The organism is Streptomyces sp. NPDC002138, from assembly GCF_040296485.1.
Lineage (GTDB): Bacteria > Actinomycetota > Actinomycetes > Streptomycetales > Streptomycetaceae > Streptomyces.
In genome coordinates this window covers 16,332-36,374 of the sequence record NZ_JBEOXE010000056.1, presented here as the reverse complement: position 1 = coordinate 36,374, position 20,043 = coordinate 16,332, and the positions used below count along the sequence as shown (strand labels likewise).

Genomic DNA, 20,043 nt, shown 5'->3' with positions numbered 1-20,043 from the left:
CGGAGCATGCCAGGGCATCCACCCCCGTTCCGACCGGCGTCCGGGACAATTGTCAGCGCCTCCGACTAACCTGTCCTTCATGGCCAAGCACATCTCCATGATCGACCTGTTCGCAGGCTGCGGCGGCATGACCGCCGGCTTCATCGCCGCGAAAGGGTACAAACCGACCATGGCGGTGGAGTGGGATCTTCACGCAGCTGCGACCTATGCAGCCAACTACGGCGAAAAGCACATGCGCTGGGGCGACATCGCCGAGGTCCGGGATGACGAGATCCCGGAAGCGGACGTCATCATCGGTGGACCGCCGTGCCAAGGCTTCTCCAACCTGGGTACTCGCGACGTCAACGATCCGCGGAACAAGCTCTGGAAGGAGTACATCCGCTTCGTTCAGCACGCCCGCCCCAAGGTCTTCATCATCGAGAACGTGGACCGGTTCCTGAAGTCCTCCGAGTTCCTGCTGCTTCAGCAGGAGGTTCGACGAGGGGGGCTCCTCGAGGGCTACGAGCTCACGCACGGACTACTCCTGGCAGCTGACTTCGGCGTCCCGCAACGCCGGAAGCGCGCCATCGTGATCGGCTCCAGGATCGGCCGCATCCCCCTCCCCGGTCAGACCCATGGGCAGGGCAACCCCATGGGCCTCGCCTCGTGGCGCACGGTGCGGGACGCCTTCGGCGACAAGGGACTGGCCGACAGGCCGAACACGACGACGCTGCCTGCCTCGACGGCTTCGTTCTTCGGTCAGACCATCCCTGGGATCTTCAAGAGCGAAGATCTTCACATCGGCAGGACTCCGACCGACCTCTCCCTTCAACGCTACGCCCACGTTCCGCCGGGGGGTGGACGGTTCGACCTTCCCCACGATCTCCTTCCGAACTGCTGGAAGAAGAAGGCGACCGGGACCACTGACGTCATGGGGCGAATGCAGTGGGGCCAGCCTTCGCTGACGATCAGGACAGAGTTCTACAAGCCGGAGAAGGGGCAGTACCTGCACCCCCAATGGGAGCCCGGCACGGACGGCTACCGAGTAGACCGACCCATCACACATCGCGAAGCCGCCCTCCTGCAAACGTTCCCCGACACATTCTTGTGGTGTGGAACCAAGATTCAGATCGCGAAACAAATCGGGAACGCAGTGCCGCCCATGCTCGCCGAGGCGATCGCCGCCCACCTCAAGCCCTACTTGCTGGCGAACGTCAGAACCGAAGCGTCGTAGGAACGGGCGCCCTGGTCTCCCCCGCCTTCGCGACGACGTAGGTCTTCCCGTCGATGACCGCGCCAGGACGGGTGTCATCCGGTTGTGCCAGCGCGAGCGACGCGGCGATCCAGGTTCCCTTGGTCGGAACCTCCAGCCCCAACTCCCTCGCGATGCCAGGACTGTCGTTCTGGTGGCCGAGGATGACGATCCCCTCCGATCTCAGCTGGTGGCGGGCATCACGAACCCGCTTCGGCGCGTCCAACTGTCGGGCGACGGTGGCGATGACATTGCGATCTATCACCGTTCCCTGCAAGAGCGAAAAAACTTGATTCACCCGCTGCTGACCCGCCGGCACCGCTTCAATCCTCCGGCGAGTCTCCGGGTCAAGCTGTAGCAGAACATTCGGGGCCAACGCCCCACCCTGGACCAGCCAACGAATGGCGGAGCGCCCTCGCGCGGATATGGAACGCTTCCCGTCGCGGTTTCCACCGCTGGTCAAGATTTCATCCTTGATTCGTACCAGGCCGACCCGGAAGGACGAAGCCGCATCGTCAGCGGACATCACGAGACAGATGTGCCCCATCGCCTCGATCGGGATCATCCAGCCACCCGTGAGCGAGAATTTCGCATCGACGTCGACGCCGTCGACGCTGTAATCCATGCCGGAACCCCGCGGCAGATCAAATTCTGATTGGCATACAATTTCGACCTTTGTGCCCAAATAGGTCTTCTCCGTCTTGGCCACATTGGGGTCGTTCAGGTCGTACCGACCGGTTCGCTGACCATCCAGGACTTCGTCGATCGATCTCCTCAGAACTCCAGAGAAACGATTCTGCAGATTGGGTTGGCGGGTGAACCAGGCCACCACGCGACCCAACTCCCCGTCCCCGTCCCCGCCCCCGCCCCCGTCCCCGTCCCCGGCGGGCTCGAAGTCATCCCCGAAAAGAACATCAGCCATCGTCATGGCGATCAGATTACGATCAGATTCGCGCATTTTCAGCGCTGAATTGACAACTCGCACGGCAGATATCGCACATATCGCCCTAGACAGGTAGCTCCAGCTGTTGGTGGCCGCGGGCCGTGGCTGTGGGTGGGGTGGGGCGGGCGGTGGTGAGGGTGAGGAGGGCGCGCAGGGCCGCGGTGACTTCGGTGGGGGTGTCGCGGATCATCGACGGGGTCGCGCTGACCACGAGGATGCCGTGGGCCTCCAGGCGGAGGCGGCGCAGGAGCGTGGCGTGCCAGGAGTCGCGCGTGTAGTGGTACTCCGCCGAGTCGATCTCCAGGGCCACCCCCTCGTCCGGCCAGTACGCGTCCGGGCTCGCCAGGAAGGCGCCGTCCGGGGTGTACAGGCGGGCGTTCCACAGCGGGGTCGGCAGGTCCGTGGCCGACAGGGTGTCGCGGGCCCGGGCCTCGGCGATCGAGCGGACCCCGGCCACCAGTTCGGCGGCCGCGCCGCGGACCGCGGGGCGGCCCAGGGTGCGGGACGCGCGGAGTTCGCCGTGCAGGTCGTGCGGGTGGCACCAGCCGGCCTGGACCACGTTCGCCAGGACCGATCGGACCAGGTCCGGGTCCTCGGCGCGGGCCGCGAAGTCCGCGGCGGCGCGCAGCGGGCGGGTGCTCGGGATGCCGGAGACCGTGATCGTGGCCGGCCAGCGGGAGGTGGTCAGGGGCCGGACCCCGGGGGCGGGGTGCAGCGTGCGCGGGGCGCGGACCAGGACGTCGACGGGGGTCGGTGGGGCGTCGCGTACGCCGATCAGGGCCAGGGCGGCACCGCCGGTGAGGGCCGCCGTACTGCCGTCGAGGGGGTCGCCCCCGGTGGGCTGAGCGGCGTACAGGACGGCGGAGAGGGCGCGTTGGCGGCTGTCCGGCGGCCCGGTCTGGAGGAGGTAGACCCGGGGCAGCAACCGCTGCCAGGGCCCGCCGTGCCGGGTCCGCCCGGTGATCGTGGCCGGGGGCACCCGGGCGGCCTTGAGCTGGTGATAGGTCGCGAGGTTCAGCTGCCGCCGCGCGAGCGAGGCGACGGAGTCGGCCGGAGTGGGGTGGGTGGGGGACGTGGGGGACGTGGGGTCTGATTCCGTGATCATGCCCCCGATATGCCCGACGGCCCTGCGGTCAAGCGTGGGTCGCGGGGCGGGGGCGGGGCGGGCCGGGGTCGGGGTCGGGCGGGTCCGGGGCTGGGCGGCACGGCGTGCTGGCCCGTGGGCGTGGCCCGGGCCCGGGTCCGGGTCGGGCGGTGCCACGCCCGGTGCGCGAGCGGGCAGGCCCGGGGCGCGCAGGGTCAGGGTGCGGGTCAGGTCGGGCCGTGCGGAGCGCCCGCCACCTGGGCGTAGACCCAGGCCGAGTCATGGTCGGGCGGGCCACGGCCAGGTCGGGCCCGGGGTCGGGCGCCCCCAGGGTCGGGCGGGTCCACGGTCAGGGGCCGGGCCCCGGGTCAGGCGGTACGGCATGCCCACCGCGCGCCCACCGCGCGGGCGGGCCGTGCCGGGGCCCGCAGGGTCAGCGGAGGCGGACCGGTACGGGCACGGCCACGGCCACGGGGTAGCCCGAACCCCGGCCCGGGCCACCCCCACCGACCCGGCAAGCATCCACAGCCCCCGCCCCGCAACCCCCGCCCCGCCCCCTCACGCCGCCAGGGTGGCTTCCGCGGCCTCCGGGTGGTGGGGGGACAGGAAGACGATCACGGCGTTCTCGGTGCCCGGGAGGGGAGTGACCTCGTGCCAGCCGAGGCGGCGGTAGGTGGCGACCGTGTCGGTGGCGGCGCGGGCCGTGAGGAGCCAGGCGCGGTGCTCCGGGGCGTCGGCGGTGAGTTTCGGCGAGGAGGGCCCGGCCGGTGCCCTGGCCGCGGGCGTGGCGGCGTACGGCGAGCTCGTCCACCTCGAGGGCGTCGACGAGGAGGCGCCGTACGCGGGCGCGCCCGAGCTGGGCGGTGACCTGGGCATAGCCGCGGTCGCCGGGGAAGGGGGCCCGGGTCAGCCAGGCCGTGGCGAAGCCGTCGATGCCGTTCGCGGTCTGGGCGAAGGCGGTGCGGAAGCCGCGTCGACGGGTGTCGGACTGCAGTCGGGCCGCGAACTGGCGAATGGTTTCTTCACCTTCGTTCCACGGCGGGCCCGAGAAAACGTCGGCGTAGGTGTCGACCAGTTCGTCCGTCAGGTCGAGGACGGCCGGTCCGTAGCAGATCACGGTTGTCCGCTCCTGGGGTGGGTTGGGTGGGTTCTCTCCTGCGGAGAGCGAATCTACGCCTCCGGGGTTGCCTGGTGTGGCGCATCCCTCGATCGGGAGGTTCCCGGCAGATCCCCCGCCTCGCCGTGTCAGGGCCGGGTGTTGAGGCGTTGTCAGGTGGTGGGTGGCTGTGTGGCGGGGCCGTGCGGCGGGGGCTGTGTGGCCGGGGCCGAGTGGCCGCGGGGGGCCGAGTGATCAAGTGGAGCGAGTGATCGTGGGTCGAGGAGCGTTCGTGGACGGATTCCTGCGTGGGCTCGGCGCGTGCGCGCTGGCGTTCTTCCTGGTGCTGGGAGTGGTCGCCCTGCTGCCGCCCGGCGTCCCGCACGCCGTCGTGGGCGGGGCCGTGCTGCTGCTCGGCGCCCTGGGCGCCCGCCGCGTCGTGCGGCGGTCGCGTTAGCCTCGGCGGGAGGAGCACTGGATGCGGGGACTGCGCGCGACCAAGCGTAGGACGTCCGTACGGCGGAGGGAATGGACATGGCACAGGTACCGACCTCGGTGGTGGCCGCGGCAGGACTGGTCGGCGGCTACGCCGTCGCGCGGTGGACGCGCAAGCGGCCCCTGGGCGGCGTCGTACTCGGTACGGCCGGACTCGTGGCCGGACGTGAATGGCACCGGCGGGCGGGCGCCCCGGCGGCGGCCGGACTCGGCGCGCTGTACGTGGCCGGCTTCGCCGGATCGCACCCCCTGGCCAAGAAGATCGGCGCCTGGCCCGCGGTCCTCGGCGTGGCCGGCGTCGTGGCCGCCGCCTCCTGGGCCGTGGCCGACCGCGGCTGACCCCGCGAGCCCCGGGTCACGGCCCGCGCCCCGGGCCAGGACCCGGGGCCAGAGCCCAGGGCGACGCGCGCGCCCCCCACCCCCACGCCCCCCCCACCCCCCCTACGCCCCCAGAGCCCGGCTGACCGTGTAGATCAGCAGCCCCGCCAGCGCCCCCACCACCGTGCCGTTGATCCGGATGAACTGCAGGTCCCGCCCGATGTGCGCCTCGATCTTGCGCGAGGTGTGCTCCGCGTCCCAGCCCGCCACCGTGTCGGTGATCAGCGAGGTGATCTCGGTCCGGTAGGTGGTCACGACGTACACCACCGCGCCCTCGATCCAGCCCTCCACCTTCTCCTGGAGGCGCCCGTCGGTCGCCAGCCGGGAGCCGAGCGAGATCAGGGACGCCCGCACGCGCAGGCGCAGTTCGCTCTGCTCGTCCTCCGCCGCCGAGAGGATCATCGTACGGATGGCCGACCACGCCGACGCGATGATGTCCTGGACCTCACCGCGCGCCAGGATCTCCGATTTGAGCCGCTCGACCCGGGCGCGGGTGTCCGTATCCGACTGGAGATCGGCCGCGAAGTCGCTCAGGAACCGGTCCACCGCCCCGCGCGCCGGATGCTCCGGCATGTCGCGCATCTCGGTGACGAACCGCAGTAGCTCCTTGTACACGCGGTCGCCGATCTTGCGGTCCACGAACCGCGGGGTCCAGCCGGGGGCCCCGCCCTGGACCGCGTCCATCACCGATTCCCCGTGCGTGACCAGCCAGTCGTGCGCCTTGACGCACACCAGGTCCACGGCCCGCCGGTGCCCGCCGTCCGCGACGATCCGCTCCAGCGTCTTGCCGATGCCCGGCGCGATCTCCGCGTTCTCCGCGCGCCGCGTGATGGCCTCCCCGACGACCGCCTGGACGTCGGAGTCGCGCAGCACGGTCAGCGCGCCGCGCAGCGCGGTCGCCAGCTCCTCGGTGACCCGGTCGGCGTGCGCGGGCTCGGCCAGCCATGAGCCGAGGCGGCCGCCGATGCCGAGCGCGTGCAGGCGCGTACGGACGACGTCGGAGGACAGGAAGTTCTCGCCGACGAACTCCCCGAGGGAGACGCCGAGCTGGTCCTTCTTGGTGGGGATGATCGCGGTGTGCGGGATCGGCAGCCCGAGCGGGCGCCGGAAGAGCGCGGTGACCGCGAACCAGTCCGCGAGCGCGCCGACCATGCCCGCCTCGGCCGCGGCCGCGACGTAGCCGGCCCAGCCGCCGTCACCGCCGCCGGTGCCCGTGTGCTGGGCCCACTTCGCCAGTACGTAGATCAGCGCGACCAGGATCAGCAGGCCGGTCGCCGTCGTCTTCATCCGGCGGACGCCGCGCTGGCGCTCCTCGTCCGCCGCGTTGAACACGAACTGACCGGCGGCGGCAGCAGCCGCGCCGGGCGGCCGTGACCCGCCCGGCGGCACACCGGCGCTCGCGCCCGGCCGCCCTCCCGCGCTCGCGCCCGGCGGCGCTCCGGCGCTCGACCCTGACGGCGCTCCGGTGCTCGTCCCTGTGTCGCTGTCGTTCACGGGTACCTGTTCCTGCCTTCCCCGGGGGCGCCGGTTCGTCTGCATAGCATCCGACTCCCGGGGCGGCCCGGGAGTTCCCGCCACCACCCGGCGTGTCCCGGCCGCCACGGCCCGTGGCCGCGCCGCACCCGGGCCCTGGCGCGCTCCGCAGCCCTCGCCTCGCAGCTCGCCTTACAGCTCGCCCTTGCAGCTCGCCCTTGCAGCTCGCCCTTGCAGCTCGCCCTACAGCTACGGCCCGCCCTACAGCTCCTTGCGCTTCGAGCGCCCGCGACCGAGCCCCGGGATCTTGCGGGCCTTCTGCTTCACGTCGACCCCGCCCCAGAAGGCCAGACCGTTCACGATCACCCGCGGAGCGCCCGGTTCCGCCGGGACGGCCATGTCCCGGTGGTCGAAGGCGCCCATCACGCCGATGCCCCGTACGTCGACCTCCACGCCCGGCGGCACCACGATCTCGATCCCGCCCATGATCGCGACGCAGGTGATCACCACCTCGCGCTCCTCGAACCGGGCCTCGCGCAGGTCGATCTCGCCCCCGCCCCAGAACGCCACCGCCGAGAAGCGCGCGGGCACCGTCCACGCCCCCTTGCGCTGGAACGCGGACATGATCGCCACGCCCCAGGACGACGTGCCCCGGCCACCGATCCGCGCGGGCCACGACTCGCCCGAGGACGCGCCGCCCGGCCGCGGCGCGGGGGCCTTGCTGAACGACACCGGGCCGCCCGGCGTCTGGCCCGGCGCCGGCAGATCGATGGTCAGGGGCTCCAGTTCGGCGTACGTGCGGGACGCGTAGGCGGCCGTCAGCCGCTCCTCGAACTCCTCCATGTCGAGCCGGCCCTCGGCGACGGCGTCGCGCAGCCGCTCCACCACCCGCTCCCGGTCGGCGTCGGATGCCCTCAGCTCCGGCAACGGCTTCTCAGGCCGCTCGTCACTCATACGGCACAGCCTATGCAGAGGGCCGCCCGAACCGTAGGGGTCCCGGGGCCCGTTACCCCGCCCCCTCCCGCACCCCGCACCGCGTACGCCGCACCCCGCACCCCCTACCCCTCACCCCCGCCCCGCGTACATCCGCGCGATCACGTCCTCGATGTCCGGTTCCCGCACCGACAGGTCCACCAGCGGGTACTCCGCCGCCACCGCCGCCACCAGCGGCGCCGCCGAGGCCTCCGCCGGGAAGGCCAGCCACTGCCGCGGCCCCTCCACCTTCACCACCCGCGCGCCCGCCACCGTGATCGGCGGCAGGTCCCGCTCCAGGTCCACCACCAGCGTCCGTTCGCCGCGCCCCGCGGGACCCGCCGTGTGCAGTCCGGCGAGCGCGCCGTCGTACATCAGCCGTCCGTGGTCGATCACCATCACCCGCTCGCACAGCTGCTCGATGTCCTGGAGATCGTGCGTGGTCAGGAGCACCGTGGTGCCCGACTGCCCGTTCAGCTCCCGCAGGAACGCGCGCACCTTGGCCTTGCTCACCACGTCGAGCCCGATCGTCGGCTCGTCCAGGTACAGCACGTCCGGATCGTGCAGCAGCGCCGCCGCGATGTCCCCGCGCATCCGCTGCCCCAGCGACAGCTGACGCACCGGTACGTCGAGCAGCGCGCCCAGGTCCAGCTGCTCCACGCAGCGCTCCAGGTTGCGGCGGAAGCGGTCGGCCGGGATCCGGTACATCCGCCGCATCAGCCCGTACGAGTCCTTCAGCGGCAGGTCCCACCACAGCGTGGTGCGCTGCCCGAACACCACCCCGATCCGGTGCGCCAGCCGCGTCCGCTCGCGCGCCGGGTCGATGCCCGCCACCCGCAACCGGCCGCCGCTCGGCGTCAGGATGCCGGTCAGCATCTTGATCGTGGTGGACTTCCCGGCGCCGTTGGGCCCGATGTAGCCGACCATCTCGCCCCGCGCGACCCTGAAGCTGATCCCGTCCACGGCCTTGACCTGCTGTTTCTCCCGGCGCAACAGCCCCATCCTGCGCCGCACGTCGAAGATCTTCCGTACGTCCGCCAGCTCGATCAGCGGTTCTCCCACGCGGCTCTCCCGTCCCGGGCCCACACCCGTACTCGCACCTGTACTCGCATCCGTACTCGCATCCGTACGCACCGCACCCGCACCCGCACTCGTATGCGCCGCGCTCACCTCCGCCTCCATCCGCGCTCAGCTCCCCGTGCTCCGGTACGAGCGCAGCCCCGCCCGCCACGCCAGCGACGCCGGTACCAGCACCAGCGCCGCGACCAGCGGGCTCACGTACGCCAGCCACCCCGGCAGCCCCAGTGGATCGGGCCGCCCGAGCACGTGCAGGGCGGGCAGCCAGTTCACGAAGGCCAGCGGCACCACGAAGGTCACCCCGCGCAGCAGCTCCTTGCCGAAGACCGTCGGCGGGTACTGGAGCATCGTGTTGCCGCCGTAGGTGAAGGAGTTCTGCACCTCCGCGGCGTCCCCCGCGACGAACTGGAACGCCGCTCCCGCCACCATCACCGCCCCGAAGATCGCCGCCCCCGCGACCACCATCACCGGCAGCAGCAGCACCCGGCCCACCGTCCAGTGCACCTCCAGCGCCGACACCGCCCACGCCAGCACCCCCAGCCCCTGCACCACCCGGCCGAGGCGCCGCAGCGCGAACCGGTCCGCCGCGACCTGTGCCAGCACCGGCACCGGGCGCACCAGCATCGTGTCCAGGGACCCGTCGCGGATCCGGGCGCCGATCCGGTCGGTGTTGCCGAGCAGCAGGTCCGCGAGCCCGAGGGAGGCCGAGCAGGACCCGTACAGCAGGGCGATCTCGGGCAGCGCGAACCCGCCGAGGGCGCTCACGTGCCGGAACATGATGTAGATCGCGACGAAGTCCAGCAGGCACCCGGCGCCGTTGCCGAACAGGGCGACGAGGAAGGACGTCCGGTACGTCATGGTCGCCCGGATCCACATCGCCACGATCAGGCCGTAGCCGCGCAGCCCCTCGGCCGCCCGCCGCCAGACCCCGGGCCGCTCCCCCCACGCGTCGTGGACGGGCTGCGCCACCGCCCCGCGCACGGACGTACCGACCGTCTCAACCACCCTGGACCACCACCTTCCGCGTGGCCGCCGACTGCGCCAGCCGCCCCACGCCCAGCAGGAGGGCCGCCCACACGGCCTGGAACCCCAGCGCCCGCGCCGTGCCCGCGGCCCCCGGGTGCTTGCCCATCAGCAGGTCCAGCGGCACCTGGAGCATCGCCGACCAGGGCAGCATCCGGACCACCTCGCCGAAACCGCCGGGGAAGAGGGTCAGCGGCAGCAGCATCCCGGAGAAGAAGATCGAGACGAGGGTGGCCACCATGTTGACCCCGGACCCGTCCAGCAGCCAGAACGCGCACAGCCCGAGCAGGTAGCGCAGCGCGAAGCTCACCACGAGCCCGAGCAGCACCGACAGCAGGAAGAGCAGCCAGCGCCCCGGCGCGTGCGGCAGCGCGAGCCGGAAGGCGAGCGCCCCCGCGACGAGCGGCACCACCCCACGCCCCAGCAACTGGAAGGCCGCACGCCCCAGATCCGCGGCCAGCCACCACATCTGGAGGTCGGCGGGCCGGTAGAGGTCGACGGCGATGTCACCCGTTCGGATGCGCTCCTGCATCTCCTCCTGGAACCCGCCGCCGATGAGCGCGCCCGCGGCGAGCAGCGACTGGCTGACCCATACGAAGGTCAGCGCCTGCGCCTGGTCGTAGCCGCCGAGGCCCGGCCGCTCGTCCCACAGCGCGATGTAGGTGTACGCCACGATGAAGCCGAAGACGGTATTGGTGAACACCCCGGCGGCGGTCGCCGTTCCGTAAGTGGCGTAGCGGCGGAAGCCGCCGGCCGCGATCGCCGCATAGAGGTGCGCGGTCCTGTGCACCGAAACCTCCGTTTGCACGTTGTTCCTACGACGGCCAAAGCGCGCGAGCTTAGTGCGGTGGGGCGATCCACGCGAGGGATTTACCCCCGTCCGGCGCGGAACGAAGGGCCATCGGGTAGACACCATCAGGTACAGACACGGATATTTCGTACGGCGCCGAGGAGCCCTGGAGACATGAACGACCCGTCACCACCGCCGGGCTGGACCCCTCGGGACCCGGACACCACGGCGGACGGCACCGCGGACGGCACGGCGAAAGCCGAGGCCCCCCACACGCACCAGGGCAGCCCCAAGGCTCCCAAGCCCCCCAAGACCCCCAAGACCAAACGCAAGCGCACCGGCTGGCGCCGCGCCCTCCCCACCTGGCGCATGCTGCTCGGAACGTTCCTGCTGCTCGTCCTGCTGCTCGGTGGCGCCCTGGTCGCGGGCTACCTCCTGGTGGACATCCCGCCCGCCAACACCGCCGCCACCGCCCAGTCCAACGTGTACCTGTACGCCGACGGTTCCCCCCTCGCCAGCGACGGCGAGGTCAACCGCGTCAACGTCTCGCTCTCCCAGATCCCCCGGACCGTCCAGGAGACCGTACTGGCCGCCGAGGACCGCGACTTCTACTCCGAACGGGCGGTGGACCCCAAGGCGATGCTGCGCGCCGCCTGGAACACGGCGACCGGCAAGGGCACCCAGTCCGGCTCCACCATCACCCAGCAGTACGTCAAGAACTACTACCTGGGCCAGGAACAGACGGTGAAGCGGAAGGCCAAGGAGTTCTTCATCGCGATCAAACTCGGTCGCGAGAAGTCGAAGGACTACATCCTCGAGGGATACCTGAACACCAGCTACTTCGGCCGCAACGCCTACGGCATCGAGGCCGCCGCCCAGGCCTACTACGGCAAGGACGTCAGTAAACTCACCACCGCCGAAGGCGCCTACCTCGCCACCCTGCTCAACTCCCCCAGTGCCTTCGACGTCGTCGCCCACCCCCAGGGGCGCCCTCGCGCCCTGGCCCGCTGGAACTACGTACTCGACGGCATGGTGAAGAAGGGCTGGATGCCCGAGGCCGAGCGCGCCGCCACCACATTCCCCGAGCCCGGGAAGGTCCGCCCGGCCGCCGGACTCTCCGGCCAGCGCGGCTACCTGGTCGAGGCGATCAAGGAATACATCGTCGACCGCAAGATCCTCGACGACAAGACCTTCTCCGAAGGCGGCTACCGCATCACCACCACCCTCGACAAACGCCGCCAGAACGCCTTCGTCGACGCCGTCCAGAAGCAGATGGTCGCCAAACTCGACCCGGACGCCCGCACGGTGGACCGCGTCGTCCGCGCCGGCGGCGCCTCCATCGACCCGCTCACCGGCAAGGTCGTCGCGCTCTACGGCGGCATCGACTACGCCAAGCAGTACGTCAACAACGCCACCCGGCACGACTACCAGGTGGCGTCCACCTTCAAGCCGTTCGTCTTCACCTCCGCCGTCGAGAACAACTCACGCACCCAGGAAGGCCGCAGGATCACCCCCAACACCCTCTACAACGGCACCAACAAGCGCCCCGTGGTCGGCAGCCGGATCCCCTTCGCCCCCTCCAACGAGGACGACGCCTCCTACGGCGACATCACCGTCCGCACCGCCACCGACCTCTCCGTCAACGCGGTGTACGCGCAGATGGCGGTCGACGTCGGCGGCGCCAAGGTCAAGCAGACGGCCGTCTCCCTCGGCATCCCGGAGAACACCCCCAACTTCGACGCGGGGCCGGCCATCGCGCTGGGCACGGTGCAGGCCAGCGTCCTCGACATGACCCAGGCCTACGCGACCGTCGCCGACCACGGCCGCTACACGCCGTACACCTTCGTCGAGAAGATCTCCAAGGGCGACGAGACCGTGCCCCTCCCCGACCGCGCCGGACGCCAGGCGGTCACCCGCGAGGCAGCCGACACCACCACGTCCATGCTGGTCAGCGTGGTCGACAACGGAACCGGTACGGCGGCCCTCGCCGCCGGGCGCCCGGCCGCCGGCAAGACCGGCACCGCCGAGCTGGACCGCTCCGCCTGGTTCGCGGCGTACACCCCGGACCTCGTCACGGTCGTCTCGATCATGGGCCAGGACCCGGACAAGGGCACCCCCGAATCGCTCTACGGCGCCCTGGGCGAACCCCGCATCAGCGGCGGCGGCTATCCGGCCCGGATCTGGGCGGCGTACACGAAGGCGGCCCTCGACGGCAGCGACCCGCAGGACTTCGAGCTGGACCTCCAGCCCGGCGGAGGCCTGCCGCCCCCGCCGCCGCCGGTCTCCCCCGAAGCCCCGTTCAGCCGCCCCCCGGCCACCGAGGACGGCGGCACCACCGCCACCCCGGGCAACGGCGGCACCACGGGAACCCCGGGCAACGGCGGTACGACCGGCACCCCGACCACCGGAGGCGGGGGCACCACGGGAACGCCCGGCAACGGAGGCACCACGGGAACCCCGACCACCGGAGGCACCACCGCGGGCAACCAGGGCGGCACCACGGCGGGCGACCGCGGCGGCACCACCACCGCGGGCACCCAGGGCGGTACGACGACCCAGGGCGGCGACCGGGGCGGCACGACGGAGGGGACCGACCTCTTCGGCCAATGACGCGGCGCGGCCGCTCAGTGGACGCCCAGTGGACGCCCAGTGGCCGCTCAGTGGCCGCTCAGTGGCCGGAGGTCGCCTTCAGCCCCACGACGGCGACCAGCAGCAGACAGATGAAGAAGATCCGGGCGGCGGTCACGGGCTCACCCAGAACGGCCATCCCCAGTACCGCCGCACCGGCCGCACCGATACCGACCCACACGCCGTACGCCGTCCCGATGGGCAGCGACTTCGCCGCGACGGACAGCAGCACCATGCTCGCGACGATCCCGGCCCCGGTGAACACACTGGGCCACAGGCGGGTGAAACCCTCGGTGAACTTCATGCCGATCGACCAGCCGACTTCGAGCAGACCGGCGAGCAGAAGCAGGATCCATGCCATGACGGGCACCTCCGGACGAGAACGGACATCAGGTGCGTCGTCTTGTCCGGACCCGGTACGGCGCGTCTCGTCGGGGATCCCCACCACCGTAGCAAAATCCGGGCAAAGTCCGGACGGAGGCAGACAAAAGGGCCGGTGACCTCGGTCACCGGCCCTCAAGGGAACGCTCGCACCACTCAGAGATAGAGGCCGGTGGAGTCCTCGGCCCCCTCCAGCCGCTCCGCGGCCACGGCGTGCAGGTCCCGCTCGCGCATCAGGATGTACGTCGCCCCGCGCACCTCGACCTCGGCCCGGTCCTCGGGGTCGTACAGCACCCGGTCGCCGGGCTCCACGCTCCGCACGTTCTGGCCGACCGCGACCACGGCCGCCCAGGCGAGCCGCTTGCCCACCGCGGCCGTCGCAGGGATCAGGATCCCGCCGCCCGAGCGGCGCTCGCCCTCGGGCGAGTCGGACCGTACGAGCACGCGGTCGTGCAGCATGCGGATGGGCAGCTTGTCGTCGTGGGTGCTGTTCTCGCTCACGCCCCGAACCTACCCGCCCGGATCACGCGCGCTTGCGGCGGGCACCGAGCGCGAGCAGCCCCACGAGAGCGACGCCGACCAGCGCGACCGGCACGATCCGGTCGATGCGCGGGGCGCCGTCCTCGGTGCGCAGCCCCCCCTTCACATCGGTGACGAGCCGGTTGACGGCGACGAAGGCGCGGCCCGCGGTGTGATCCACGATCCCGGCGACCTTGGCCTTGGCGTCCCCGACAATCGTCTTCGGGTGCATCCGCACGCCGATCTCGTCGAGCGTCTCGGCGAGCTGCTCGCGCCTGCGGACGATGTCCGCCTCGATCTGTTCGGGGGTCCTGGCTTCCGGCACCGCGCTGCCTCCGTCGTCGTGGTCCTGGTCGTGCTGGTCGTAAGGGGCGTAGTCCGCCATGAACAGTCTGTCAGCTTAGTCTCGTCCCGTACCGATCCCCTCCCGAGGAGACTGCTGAGACATGAGCGAGCGACTGCAGCCGGGCGACACCGCCCCCGCCTTCACCCTGCCCGACGCGGACGGCAACGAGGTCTCGCTCGCCGACCACAAGGGCCGCAAGGTCATCGTCTACTTCTACCCGGCGGCCCTGACCCCGGGCTGCACGAAGCAGGCCTGCGACTTCACCGACAACCTCTCCCTCCTGGCCACGGCGGGCTACGACGTCATCGGCGTCTCCCCCGACAAGCCGGAGAAGCTGGCGAAGTTCCGCGAGAAGGAAGACCTCAAGGTCACCCTGGTCGGCGACCCCGAGAAGGAGACCCTGACGGCGTACGGCGCGTACGGCGAGAAGAAGCTGTACGGCAAGACGGTCACCGGCGTCATCCGCTCCACAGTGGTCGTGGACGAGGCGGGCAAGGTCGAGCACGCCTTCTACAACGTCAAGGCCACCGGCCACGTAGCCAAGATCATCAAGGACCTGGGCATCTGACCCCGCCCCCTTCCTCCGACGGAGTGGCCCGCGCCGAACCGGCGCGGGCCACTCCGCTCATCGGACGAAAACCCCCGTAATCGTCCGACTATCGGTCCGTTACTCCGTGCGAGGGTCGCGCACGCTGACGGAGGCGCTGGAAAGGTTGGGGGTGGATCGGAAGGGCGCCTCACGCCGCTACCTGCTCGACCGGATGCGGAAGCTGGGCGTGGAGGTGACCCGCTTCGAGCGCGCCGCCGCCGCGAACCGAGAACATGCGGCACAACGGCCGGCGACGGTCCGCCGAAGAGATCCTCTGCGAGGACCGGTCGACAACCCCCACCAGAACCCCCAACACCCGGCTGCGCCGTGCCCTGCTGGAGACCGGGCACGAGGAGCGCTGCGCCATGTGCGGCATGGAAGCCACATGGCAAGGGGAGCCTCTGCCCTTGGAGGTCGACCACATCGACGGCAACTGGCGGAACAACCGCGCGGAGAACCTGCGCTTCCTCTGCCCCAACTGCCATGCAAGCACGAGCACCTGGTGCCGGGGAGGTGCGCGTCGGCCCCGGCACTGAAGATCTCCTCACAGCAACATCACGACGACCAGTAAGGTGGGCACCACGGGCCCGTATCCCAGCTGGACGAGAGGATGCCGGTTTAGATCCGGTATGTCGTGGGTTCGAGTCCCACCGGGCCCACAGCTACGGTCGGTGCCATCCTTGATGGCACCGACCGTTCGTGTCGCCGCTCAGCCCAGAAGCTCCCGGACCACCGGGGCCAGGGCGCGGAAGGCCTGGCCGCGGTGGGAGATGGCGTTCTTTTCCGCGGCCGTCAGTTCGGCGCAGGTGCGGGTCTCGCCCAGGGGCTGGAGGATCGGGTCGTAGCCGAAGCCGCCCGTGCCCGCCGGGGTGTGGCGCAGGGTGCCCAGGAGGCGGCCCTCGACGACGCGTTCGGTGCCGTCCGGGAGGGCGAGGGCGGCGGCGCAGGCGAAGTGGGCCGCGCGGTGTTCGTCGCCGATGTCGCCGAGCTGGGCCAGGAGCAGGTCCAGGTTCGCCTGGTCGTCCCCGTGGGTGCCGGCCCAGCGGGCCGAGAAGATGCCGGGGGCACCGTTCAGTACGTCCACGCAGAGGCCGGAGTCGTCGGCCACGGCGGGCAGGCCGGTGGCCTGGGCCAGGGCGTGGGCCTTGAGCAGGGCGTTCTCGGCGAAGGTGACGCCCGTTTCCTTGACGTCGGGGATCTCCGGGTAGGCGTCCGCGCCGACCAGCTCGTGCGGCAGGCCGGCGTCGGACAGGATCGCGCGGAGTTCGGTGACCTTGCCCGCGTTGCGGGTGGCCAGGATCAGGCGGGAGGGCGTGGAGGTCATGTCCCCATTATCCCGGCGGTCATCCCGGCGGCCGAAAGAGGCGGCTCAGCCCGGGGTGCAGACCTTGGAGATCTCCTTGGCCGCGTCCGCGACCGGGGTGATGTCCGGGGCGTTGTTGCCGTTCTGGATCGACGTGCGGACGTTCTTGACCGCCGTGGTCATGGAGTCCACCGCCTTGCCGAGGTCGGCGTTGCCGGTCTTGTCGCCGACCTTCTTCAGGTTCTGTTCGATCTGGTTGAGCGCGTTCTGGGCGTCCTGGGGGCTGTTGCCCGCCTGGGAGACGGCCTGCTGGAGGTCGTTCGCGCCGTCCGTGATGGCCACCGCCGTGTTCGCGCAGTCCATCGCGGTGGAGATCGCGTCGCAGGAGGTCAGGGCGGGTACGGCGAGGGCGACCGCCAGCAGGACGGCGGGGACGCGGTAGCGGCGGTGGCGGTGCTGGTGCGGCGGCTGCTGCTGCTGCTGCTGCTGGGACATGTGCGGTCTCCCCCGGTGGCCGGTTACGTGGACGGGCGCACAGTTTTGACACTGTGCGCCCGTACTCGTCAAGACGCGGGATCTCGCCCCGCGGTTGCCGCCGCGTTCGCGCGGCCGCGCGCTACAGCTCCAGCGCTCCGCGCTGGATGGCCTCGAGGTCGGCGCAGCCGCCCGCGGCGAGGTCGAGCAGGGCGTTGAGTTCCTTGCGGTCGAAGGGCTCGCCTTCGGCGGTGCCCTGGACCTCGACGAAGCGGCCGTCGCCGGTGCAGACGACGTTCATGTCGGTCTCGGCGCGGACGTCTTCCTCGTAGCAGAGGTCGAGGAGGGGTTCGCCGTCGACGATGCCGACGCTGACGGCGGCGACGGTGCCGGTGAGCGGCTTGCGGCCGGCCTTGATCAGCTTCTTGTGCTGGCCCCAGGTGATGGCGTCGGCGAGGGCGACGTAGGCGCCGGTGATGGCGGCGGTGCGGGTGCCGCCGTCGGCCTGGAGGACGTCGCAGTCCAGGACGATGGTGTTCTCGCCGAGGGCCTTGTAGTCGATGACGGCGCGCAGCGAGCGGCCGATGAGGCGCGAGATCTCGTGGGTGCGGCCGCCGATCTTGCCGCGTACGGATTCGCGGTCGCCGCGGGTGTTGGTGGAGCGGGGGAGCATCGAGTACTCGGAGGTGACCCAGCCTTCGCCGCTGCCCTTGCGCCAGCGCGGGACGCCTTCGCTGAAGGAGGCGGTGCAGAAGACCTTGGTGTCGCCGTAGGAGATGAGGACGGAGCCTTCGGCGTGCTTGCTCCATCCGCGTTCGATGGTGACCGGGCGGAGCTGTTCGGGCGTGCGGCCGTCGATGCGAGACATGGCTCCGAGCCTAGCCGGTGCGGCGCGGCGTCATGTCGCTGTGGGAAGACCCCGTCGGGGGCGGCCCGGACGGGGTCTTCTCGTGCGGCCGTGTTGGCGGCCGCGGTGGTGCGGGGGGTGTGCGGGGGTGTGCGAGCCGGGTGGGCTCAGCTCACATCATGTCTTCGATGTCGGCGGCGATGGGGTCGGCGTCGGTGCCGATGACGACCTGGATCGCGGTGCCCATCTTGACGACGCCGTGGGCGCCGGCGGCCTTGAGCGCGGCCTCGTCGACCAGGCCCGGGTCCTTGACCTCGGTGCGCAGGCGCGTGATGCAGCCTTCGACTTCTTCGATGTTGTCGATACCGCCGAGCCCGGCGACGATCTTCTCAGCCTTGGTGGCCATCTGTTTCTCCCTGAGTTCTACGAAGAACGAGTCTCGGCGGTGTGCGTACTCCGCGTGAGCGTCCGCTCCGTCACGGTAGCCCACGGTTGGCCCATCTACACGGGCACATGTCCAGTACGTCACGAATGATAACGATCAGCACCGACCTGCCCACTGGGCGGGTGTGTGCGGCCGCATCAGGAGTGGCGAGTAGTGGTCTACACCAGTGTGCCGCAAGTGTCGCAACCGCCAAAAACGGGCCGTTCACCGGCCGCCCAGGGAGGACGCCGATGAGCGCGAGCAGCGCCGCCGCAGTGCCGCAGCAGAAGTGGTGGAACGGCATTTTCCAGGGGCTCCAGAAGATGGGCCGCAGCCTCCAGCTGCCGATCGCCGTCCTCCCGGCGGCCGGCATCCTCAACCGGCTCGGCCAGGACGACGTCTTCGGCAAGGACGGCCTGGGCTGGAACGACGTCGCCAAGGTGATGGGGAGCGCGGGCGGCGCGCTGCTCAACGCCGACATGGGCCTGCCCCTCCTCTTCTGCATCGGCGTCGCCATCGGCATGGCCAAGAAGGCCGACGGGTCGACGGCGCTCGCCGCGGTCGTGGGCTTCCTCGTCTACCGCTACGTCCTGCACGCCTTCCCCAAGGCGTGCCCGGCGGGCACCAAGGACATCAAGGGCGGCTGTCTGGGGCAGGGCGATTCCTTCGCGGAGTACACCTTCCAGAATCCGGGGGTCTTCGGCGGCATCGTCATGGGCCTGCTGGCCGCCTGGTTCTGGCAGCGCTACCACCGGGTGAAGCTGGTCGACTGGCTGGGCTTCTTCAACGGCCGTCGTCTCGTCCCGATCATCATGGCCTTCGTCGCGATCGTGTTCGCGGTGCTCTGCCTGTGGATCTGGCCGCCGATCGGTGACGCGTTGGAGAGCTTCTCCACCTGGCTGCGGGATCTGGGCGCGTGGGGTGCGGGTCTCTTCGGCGTCGCGAACCGCGCGCTGCTGGTGATCGGTCTGCACCAGTTCCTGAACGTGCCGCTGTGGTTCCAGTTCGGCAGCTTCACCAAGCCGGACGGCCAGGTCGTGCACGGTGACATCGCCATGTTCCTGGCGGGCGACCCGAACGCGGGGCAGTTCATGTCGGGGTTCTTCCCCATCATGATGTTCGCCCTGCCGGCGGCGGCGCTGGCGATCACGCACTGCGCGAAGCCGGCGCGCCGCAAGGAGGTCGGCGGTCTGATGCTGTCGGTGGCCCTGACGTCGTTCGTCACGGGGATCACGGAGCCGCTCGAGTACTCCTTCCTCTTCGTGGCGCCGCTGCTGTACGTGATCCACGCGGTGCTGACCGGTGTGTCGATGGCGGTCACCTGGGCCTTGGGGGTGCACGACGGCTTCACCTTCTCGGCGGGCCTGATCGACTACGTCATCAACTGGGGCCTGGCGACGAAGCCGTGGATGATCATCGTGATCGGGCTGGCGTTCGCCGTCGTCTACTACGCGGTGTTCCGCTTCCTCATCACGAAGCTCGACCTGGCGACTCCGGGGCGGGAGTCCGACGAGGAGATCGCGGTCATGCAGGCGGAGAACACGAAGGCGTAGCCGAGCCGGACTCAGCCGAGCCAGGCTCAGCCACGCCAGGCGCCGCCACCCCAGGTGTGGCCAAGCCCGGCGTGGCCAAGCCCGGTGTGGCCAAGCCCGGCGTGGCCAAGCCGTTATGCGGCTCGCGGCGCAGCGTTCCGGGCCCTTCGGCCCGGCCGTCCAGGCCCTCGGATCCCAGGATCCGGGGGCCTTCGTCATGTCCGTGGGTCCACCCCGCCGTTCGGGCGGCCGGTCCGGGCCGGGGTGTGGCGCAGGCCACAGGAAAACGAAGGTTCCTTATCTAACCCTCACCGTGTTACAACTGGTCTACACCACCCATTGGTGTAGACCACGCTCGCTTCCCCCGGCGGCGTGTCCCCCTTTTTCGAGACGTCGCCGTCCCCCTTGGATGCACCCCCTTGGCGGCGCCTTGCTCCC

Annotated in this window: 22 protein-coding genes, 1 tRNA gene and 1 riboswitch; of the genes, 8 read left to right on the top strand and 15 right to left on the bottom strand. The window is 70.8% G+C overall.

From position 1 onward, the window contains the following. Positions 1 to 79 precede the first annotated feature (79 nt). Positions 80 to 1,213, top strand: a complete 1,134-nt coding sequence (locus ABT084_RS29030; protein WP_351049964.1) for a DNA cytosine methyltransferase — start codon at positions 80 to 82, stop codon at positions 1,211 to 1,213. Here ABT084_RS29030 and ABT084_RS29025 read toward each other — a convergent pair. The 3 genes from ABT084_RS29025 to ABT084_RS29015 form a co-directional block, all read right to left on the bottom strand. Next, positions 1,194 to 2,216, bottom strand: a complete 1,023-nt coding sequence (locus ABT084_RS29025) for a NaeI family type II restriction endonuclease (RefSeq protein ID WP_351049961.1) — start codon at positions 2,214 to 2,216, stop codon at positions 1,194 to 1,196. The genes ABT084_RS29030 and ABT084_RS29025 overlap by 20 nt on opposite strands. A gap of 22 nt (positions 2,217 to 2,238) precedes the next feature. Then, positions 2,239 to 3,279, bottom strand: a complete 1,041-nt coding sequence (locus ABT084_RS29020; RefSeq protein WP_351049959.1) for a hypothetical protein — start codon at positions 3,277 to 3,279, stop codon at positions 2,239 to 2,241. A gap of 537 nt (positions 3,280 to 3,816) precedes the next feature. Further along, on the bottom strand, positions 3,817 to 4,134 hold the full coding sequence (locus ABT084_RS29015) for a hypothetical protein (protein WP_351049958.1): 318 nt from the start codon (positions 4,132 to 4,134) through the stop codon (positions 3,817 to 3,819). A 512-nt stretch (positions 4,135 to 4,646) separates the two neighbouring features. Between ABT084_RS29015 and ABT084_RS29010 the strand changes: the two genes are divergently transcribed. After that, positions 4,647 to 4,811, top strand: coding sequence for a hypothetical protein (locus ABT084_RS29010; protein WP_351049956.1), 165 nt, complete (start codon positions 4,647 to 4,649; stop codon positions 4,809 to 4,811). 77 nt (positions 4,812 to 4,888) lie between these two features. Further along, entirely contained in the window at positions 4,889 to 5,188 is a 300-nt protein-coding gene (locus ABT084_RS29005; protein ID WP_351049954.1) for a hypothetical protein, read from the top strand. A 102-nt stretch (positions 5,189 to 5,290) separates the two neighbouring features. On the opposite strand, the gene ABT084_RS29000 is transcribed toward ABT084_RS29005, so the two are convergent. From ABT084_RS29000 to ABT084_RS28980, 5 genes are all read right to left on the bottom strand, one after another. After that, positions 5,291 to 6,766: a DUF445 domain-containing protein gene (locus ABT084_RS29000; protein ID WP_502969221.1), complete on the bottom strand. Its 1,476-nt coding sequence runs from the start codon at positions 6,764 to 6,766 to the stop codon at positions 5,291 to 5,293. A 195-nt stretch (positions 6,767 to 6,961) separates the two neighbouring features. Continuing rightward, a complete protein-coding gene (locus tag ABT084_RS28995; RefSeq protein ID WP_351049952.1) occupies positions 6,962 to 7,654 on the bottom strand; it encodes a DUF1707 SHOCT-like domain-containing protein in 693 nt (230 codons plus the stop codon). A 111-nt stretch (positions 7,655 to 7,765) separates the two neighbouring features. Next, positions 7,766 to 8,674, bottom strand: coding sequence for an ABC transporter ATP-binding protein (locus tag ABT084_RS28990; RefSeq protein WP_351049999.1), 909 nt, complete (start codon positions 8,672 to 8,674; stop codon positions 7,766 to 7,768). A gap of 186 nt (positions 8,675 to 8,860) precedes the next feature. Beyond that, positions 8,861 to 9,754 (bottom strand): ABC transporter permease, encoded by an 894-nt coding sequence (locus ABT084_RS28985; RefSeq protein ID WP_502969220.1) that lies wholly within the window; start codon positions 9,752 to 9,754, stop codon positions 8,861 to 8,863. Then, complete coding sequence (locus tag ABT084_RS28980) at positions 9,747 to 10,562, bottom strand: ABC transporter permease (protein WP_351049949.1); 816 nt, start codon at positions 10,560 to 10,562, stop codon at positions 9,747 to 9,749. The genes ABT084_RS28985 and ABT084_RS28980 overlap by 8 nt, the downstream gene beginning before the upstream one ends. Before the next feature lie 174 nt (positions 10,563 to 10,736). On the opposite strand from ABT084_RS28980, the gene ABT084_RS28975 reads away from it, so the two are divergent. After that, positions 10,737 to 13,172, top strand: a complete 2,436-nt coding sequence (locus ABT084_RS28975; protein ID WP_351049947.1) for a transglycosylase domain-containing protein — start codon at positions 10,737 to 10,739, stop codon at positions 13,170 to 13,172. Positions 13,173 to 13,230: 58 nt separating this feature from the next. Here ABT084_RS28975 and ABT084_RS28970 read toward each other — a convergent pair whose 3' ends face one another. From ABT084_RS28970 to ABT084_RS28960, 3 genes are all read right to left on the bottom strand, one after another. Beyond that, positions 13,231 to 13,551 (bottom strand): DMT family transporter, encoded by a 321-nt coding sequence (locus ABT084_RS28970; RefSeq protein ID WP_351049946.1) that lies wholly within the window; start codon positions 13,549 to 13,551, stop codon positions 13,231 to 13,233. A 31-nt stretch (positions 13,552 to 13,582) separates the two neighbouring features. After that, positions 13,583 to 13,649, bottom strand: a riboswitch (guanidine-III (ykkC-III) riboswitch). Positions 13,650 to 13,727: 78 nt separating this feature from the next. Next, complete coding sequence (locus tag ABT084_RS28965; RefSeq protein ID WP_283448917.1) at positions 13,728 to 14,072, bottom strand: GroES family chaperonin; 345 nt, start codon at positions 14,070 to 14,072, stop codon at positions 13,728 to 13,730. 22 nt (positions 14,073 to 14,094) lie between these two features. Further along, on the bottom strand, positions 14,095 to 14,415 hold the full coding sequence (locus ABT084_RS28960; protein WP_351049994.1) for a DUF3618 domain-containing protein: 321 nt from the start codon (positions 14,413 to 14,415) through the stop codon (positions 14,095 to 14,097). 121 nt (positions 14,416 to 14,536) lie between these two features. Between ABT084_RS28960 and bcp the strand changes: the two genes are divergently transcribed. The 3 genes from bcp (at position 14,537) to ABT084_RS28945 (ending at position 15,684) form a co-directional block, all read left to right on the top strand. Then, positions 14,537 to 15,004 (top strand): thioredoxin-dependent thiol peroxidase, encoded by a 468-nt coding sequence (bcp, locus tag ABT084_RS28955; RefSeq protein WP_351049943.1) that lies wholly within the window; start codon positions 14,537 to 14,539, stop codon positions 15,002 to 15,004. A 254-nt stretch (positions 15,005 to 15,258) separates the two neighbouring features. Continuing rightward, positions 15,259 to 15,561 (top strand): HNH endonuclease signature motif containing protein, encoded by a 303-nt coding sequence (locus ABT084_RS38080; protein WP_502969219.1) that lies wholly within the window; start codon positions 15,259 to 15,261, stop codon positions 15,559 to 15,561. A gap of 47 nt (positions 15,562 to 15,608) precedes the next feature. After that, positions 15,609 to 15,684 (top strand) — tRNA-Leu (locus ABT084_RS28945). Positions 15,685 to 15,734: 50 nt separating this feature from the next. Here the strand turns inward: ABT084_RS28945 and rdgB are convergent. The 4 genes from rdgB to ABT084_RS28925 form a co-directional block, all read right to left on the bottom strand. Next, on the bottom strand, positions 15,735 to 16,349 hold the full coding sequence (rdgB, locus tag ABT084_RS28940) for an RdgB/HAM1 family non-canonical purine NTP pyrophosphatase (protein ID WP_351049940.1): 615 nt from the start codon (positions 16,347 to 16,349) through the stop codon (positions 15,735 to 15,737). Positions 16,350 to 16,394: 45 nt separating this feature from the next. Beyond that, positions 16,395 to 16,823, bottom strand: coding sequence for a hypothetical protein (locus ABT084_RS28935; protein WP_351049937.1), 429 nt, complete (start codon positions 16,821 to 16,823; stop codon positions 16,395 to 16,397). 121 nt (positions 16,824 to 16,944) lie between these two features. After that, complete coding sequence (gene rph / locus ABT084_RS28930) at positions 16,945 to 17,670, bottom strand: ribonuclease PH (protein WP_351049934.1); 726 nt, start codon at positions 17,668 to 17,670, stop codon at positions 16,945 to 16,947. 151 nt (positions 17,671 to 17,821) lie between these two features. Beyond that, entirely contained in the window at positions 17,822 to 18,139 is a 318-nt protein-coding gene (locus ABT084_RS28925; RefSeq protein WP_351049931.1) for a PTS sugar transporter subunit IIB, read from the bottom strand. Positions 18,140 to 18,324: 185 nt separating this feature from the next. On the opposite strand from ABT084_RS28925, the gene ABT084_RS28920 reads away from it, so the two are divergent. Continuing rightward, a complete protein-coding gene (locus tag ABT084_RS28920; protein WP_351049928.1) occupies positions 18,325 to 19,626 on the top strand; it encodes a PTS transporter subunit EIIC in 1,302 nt (433 codons plus the stop codon). The last annotated feature ends 417 nt before the right edge of the window (positions 19,627 to 20,043 follow it).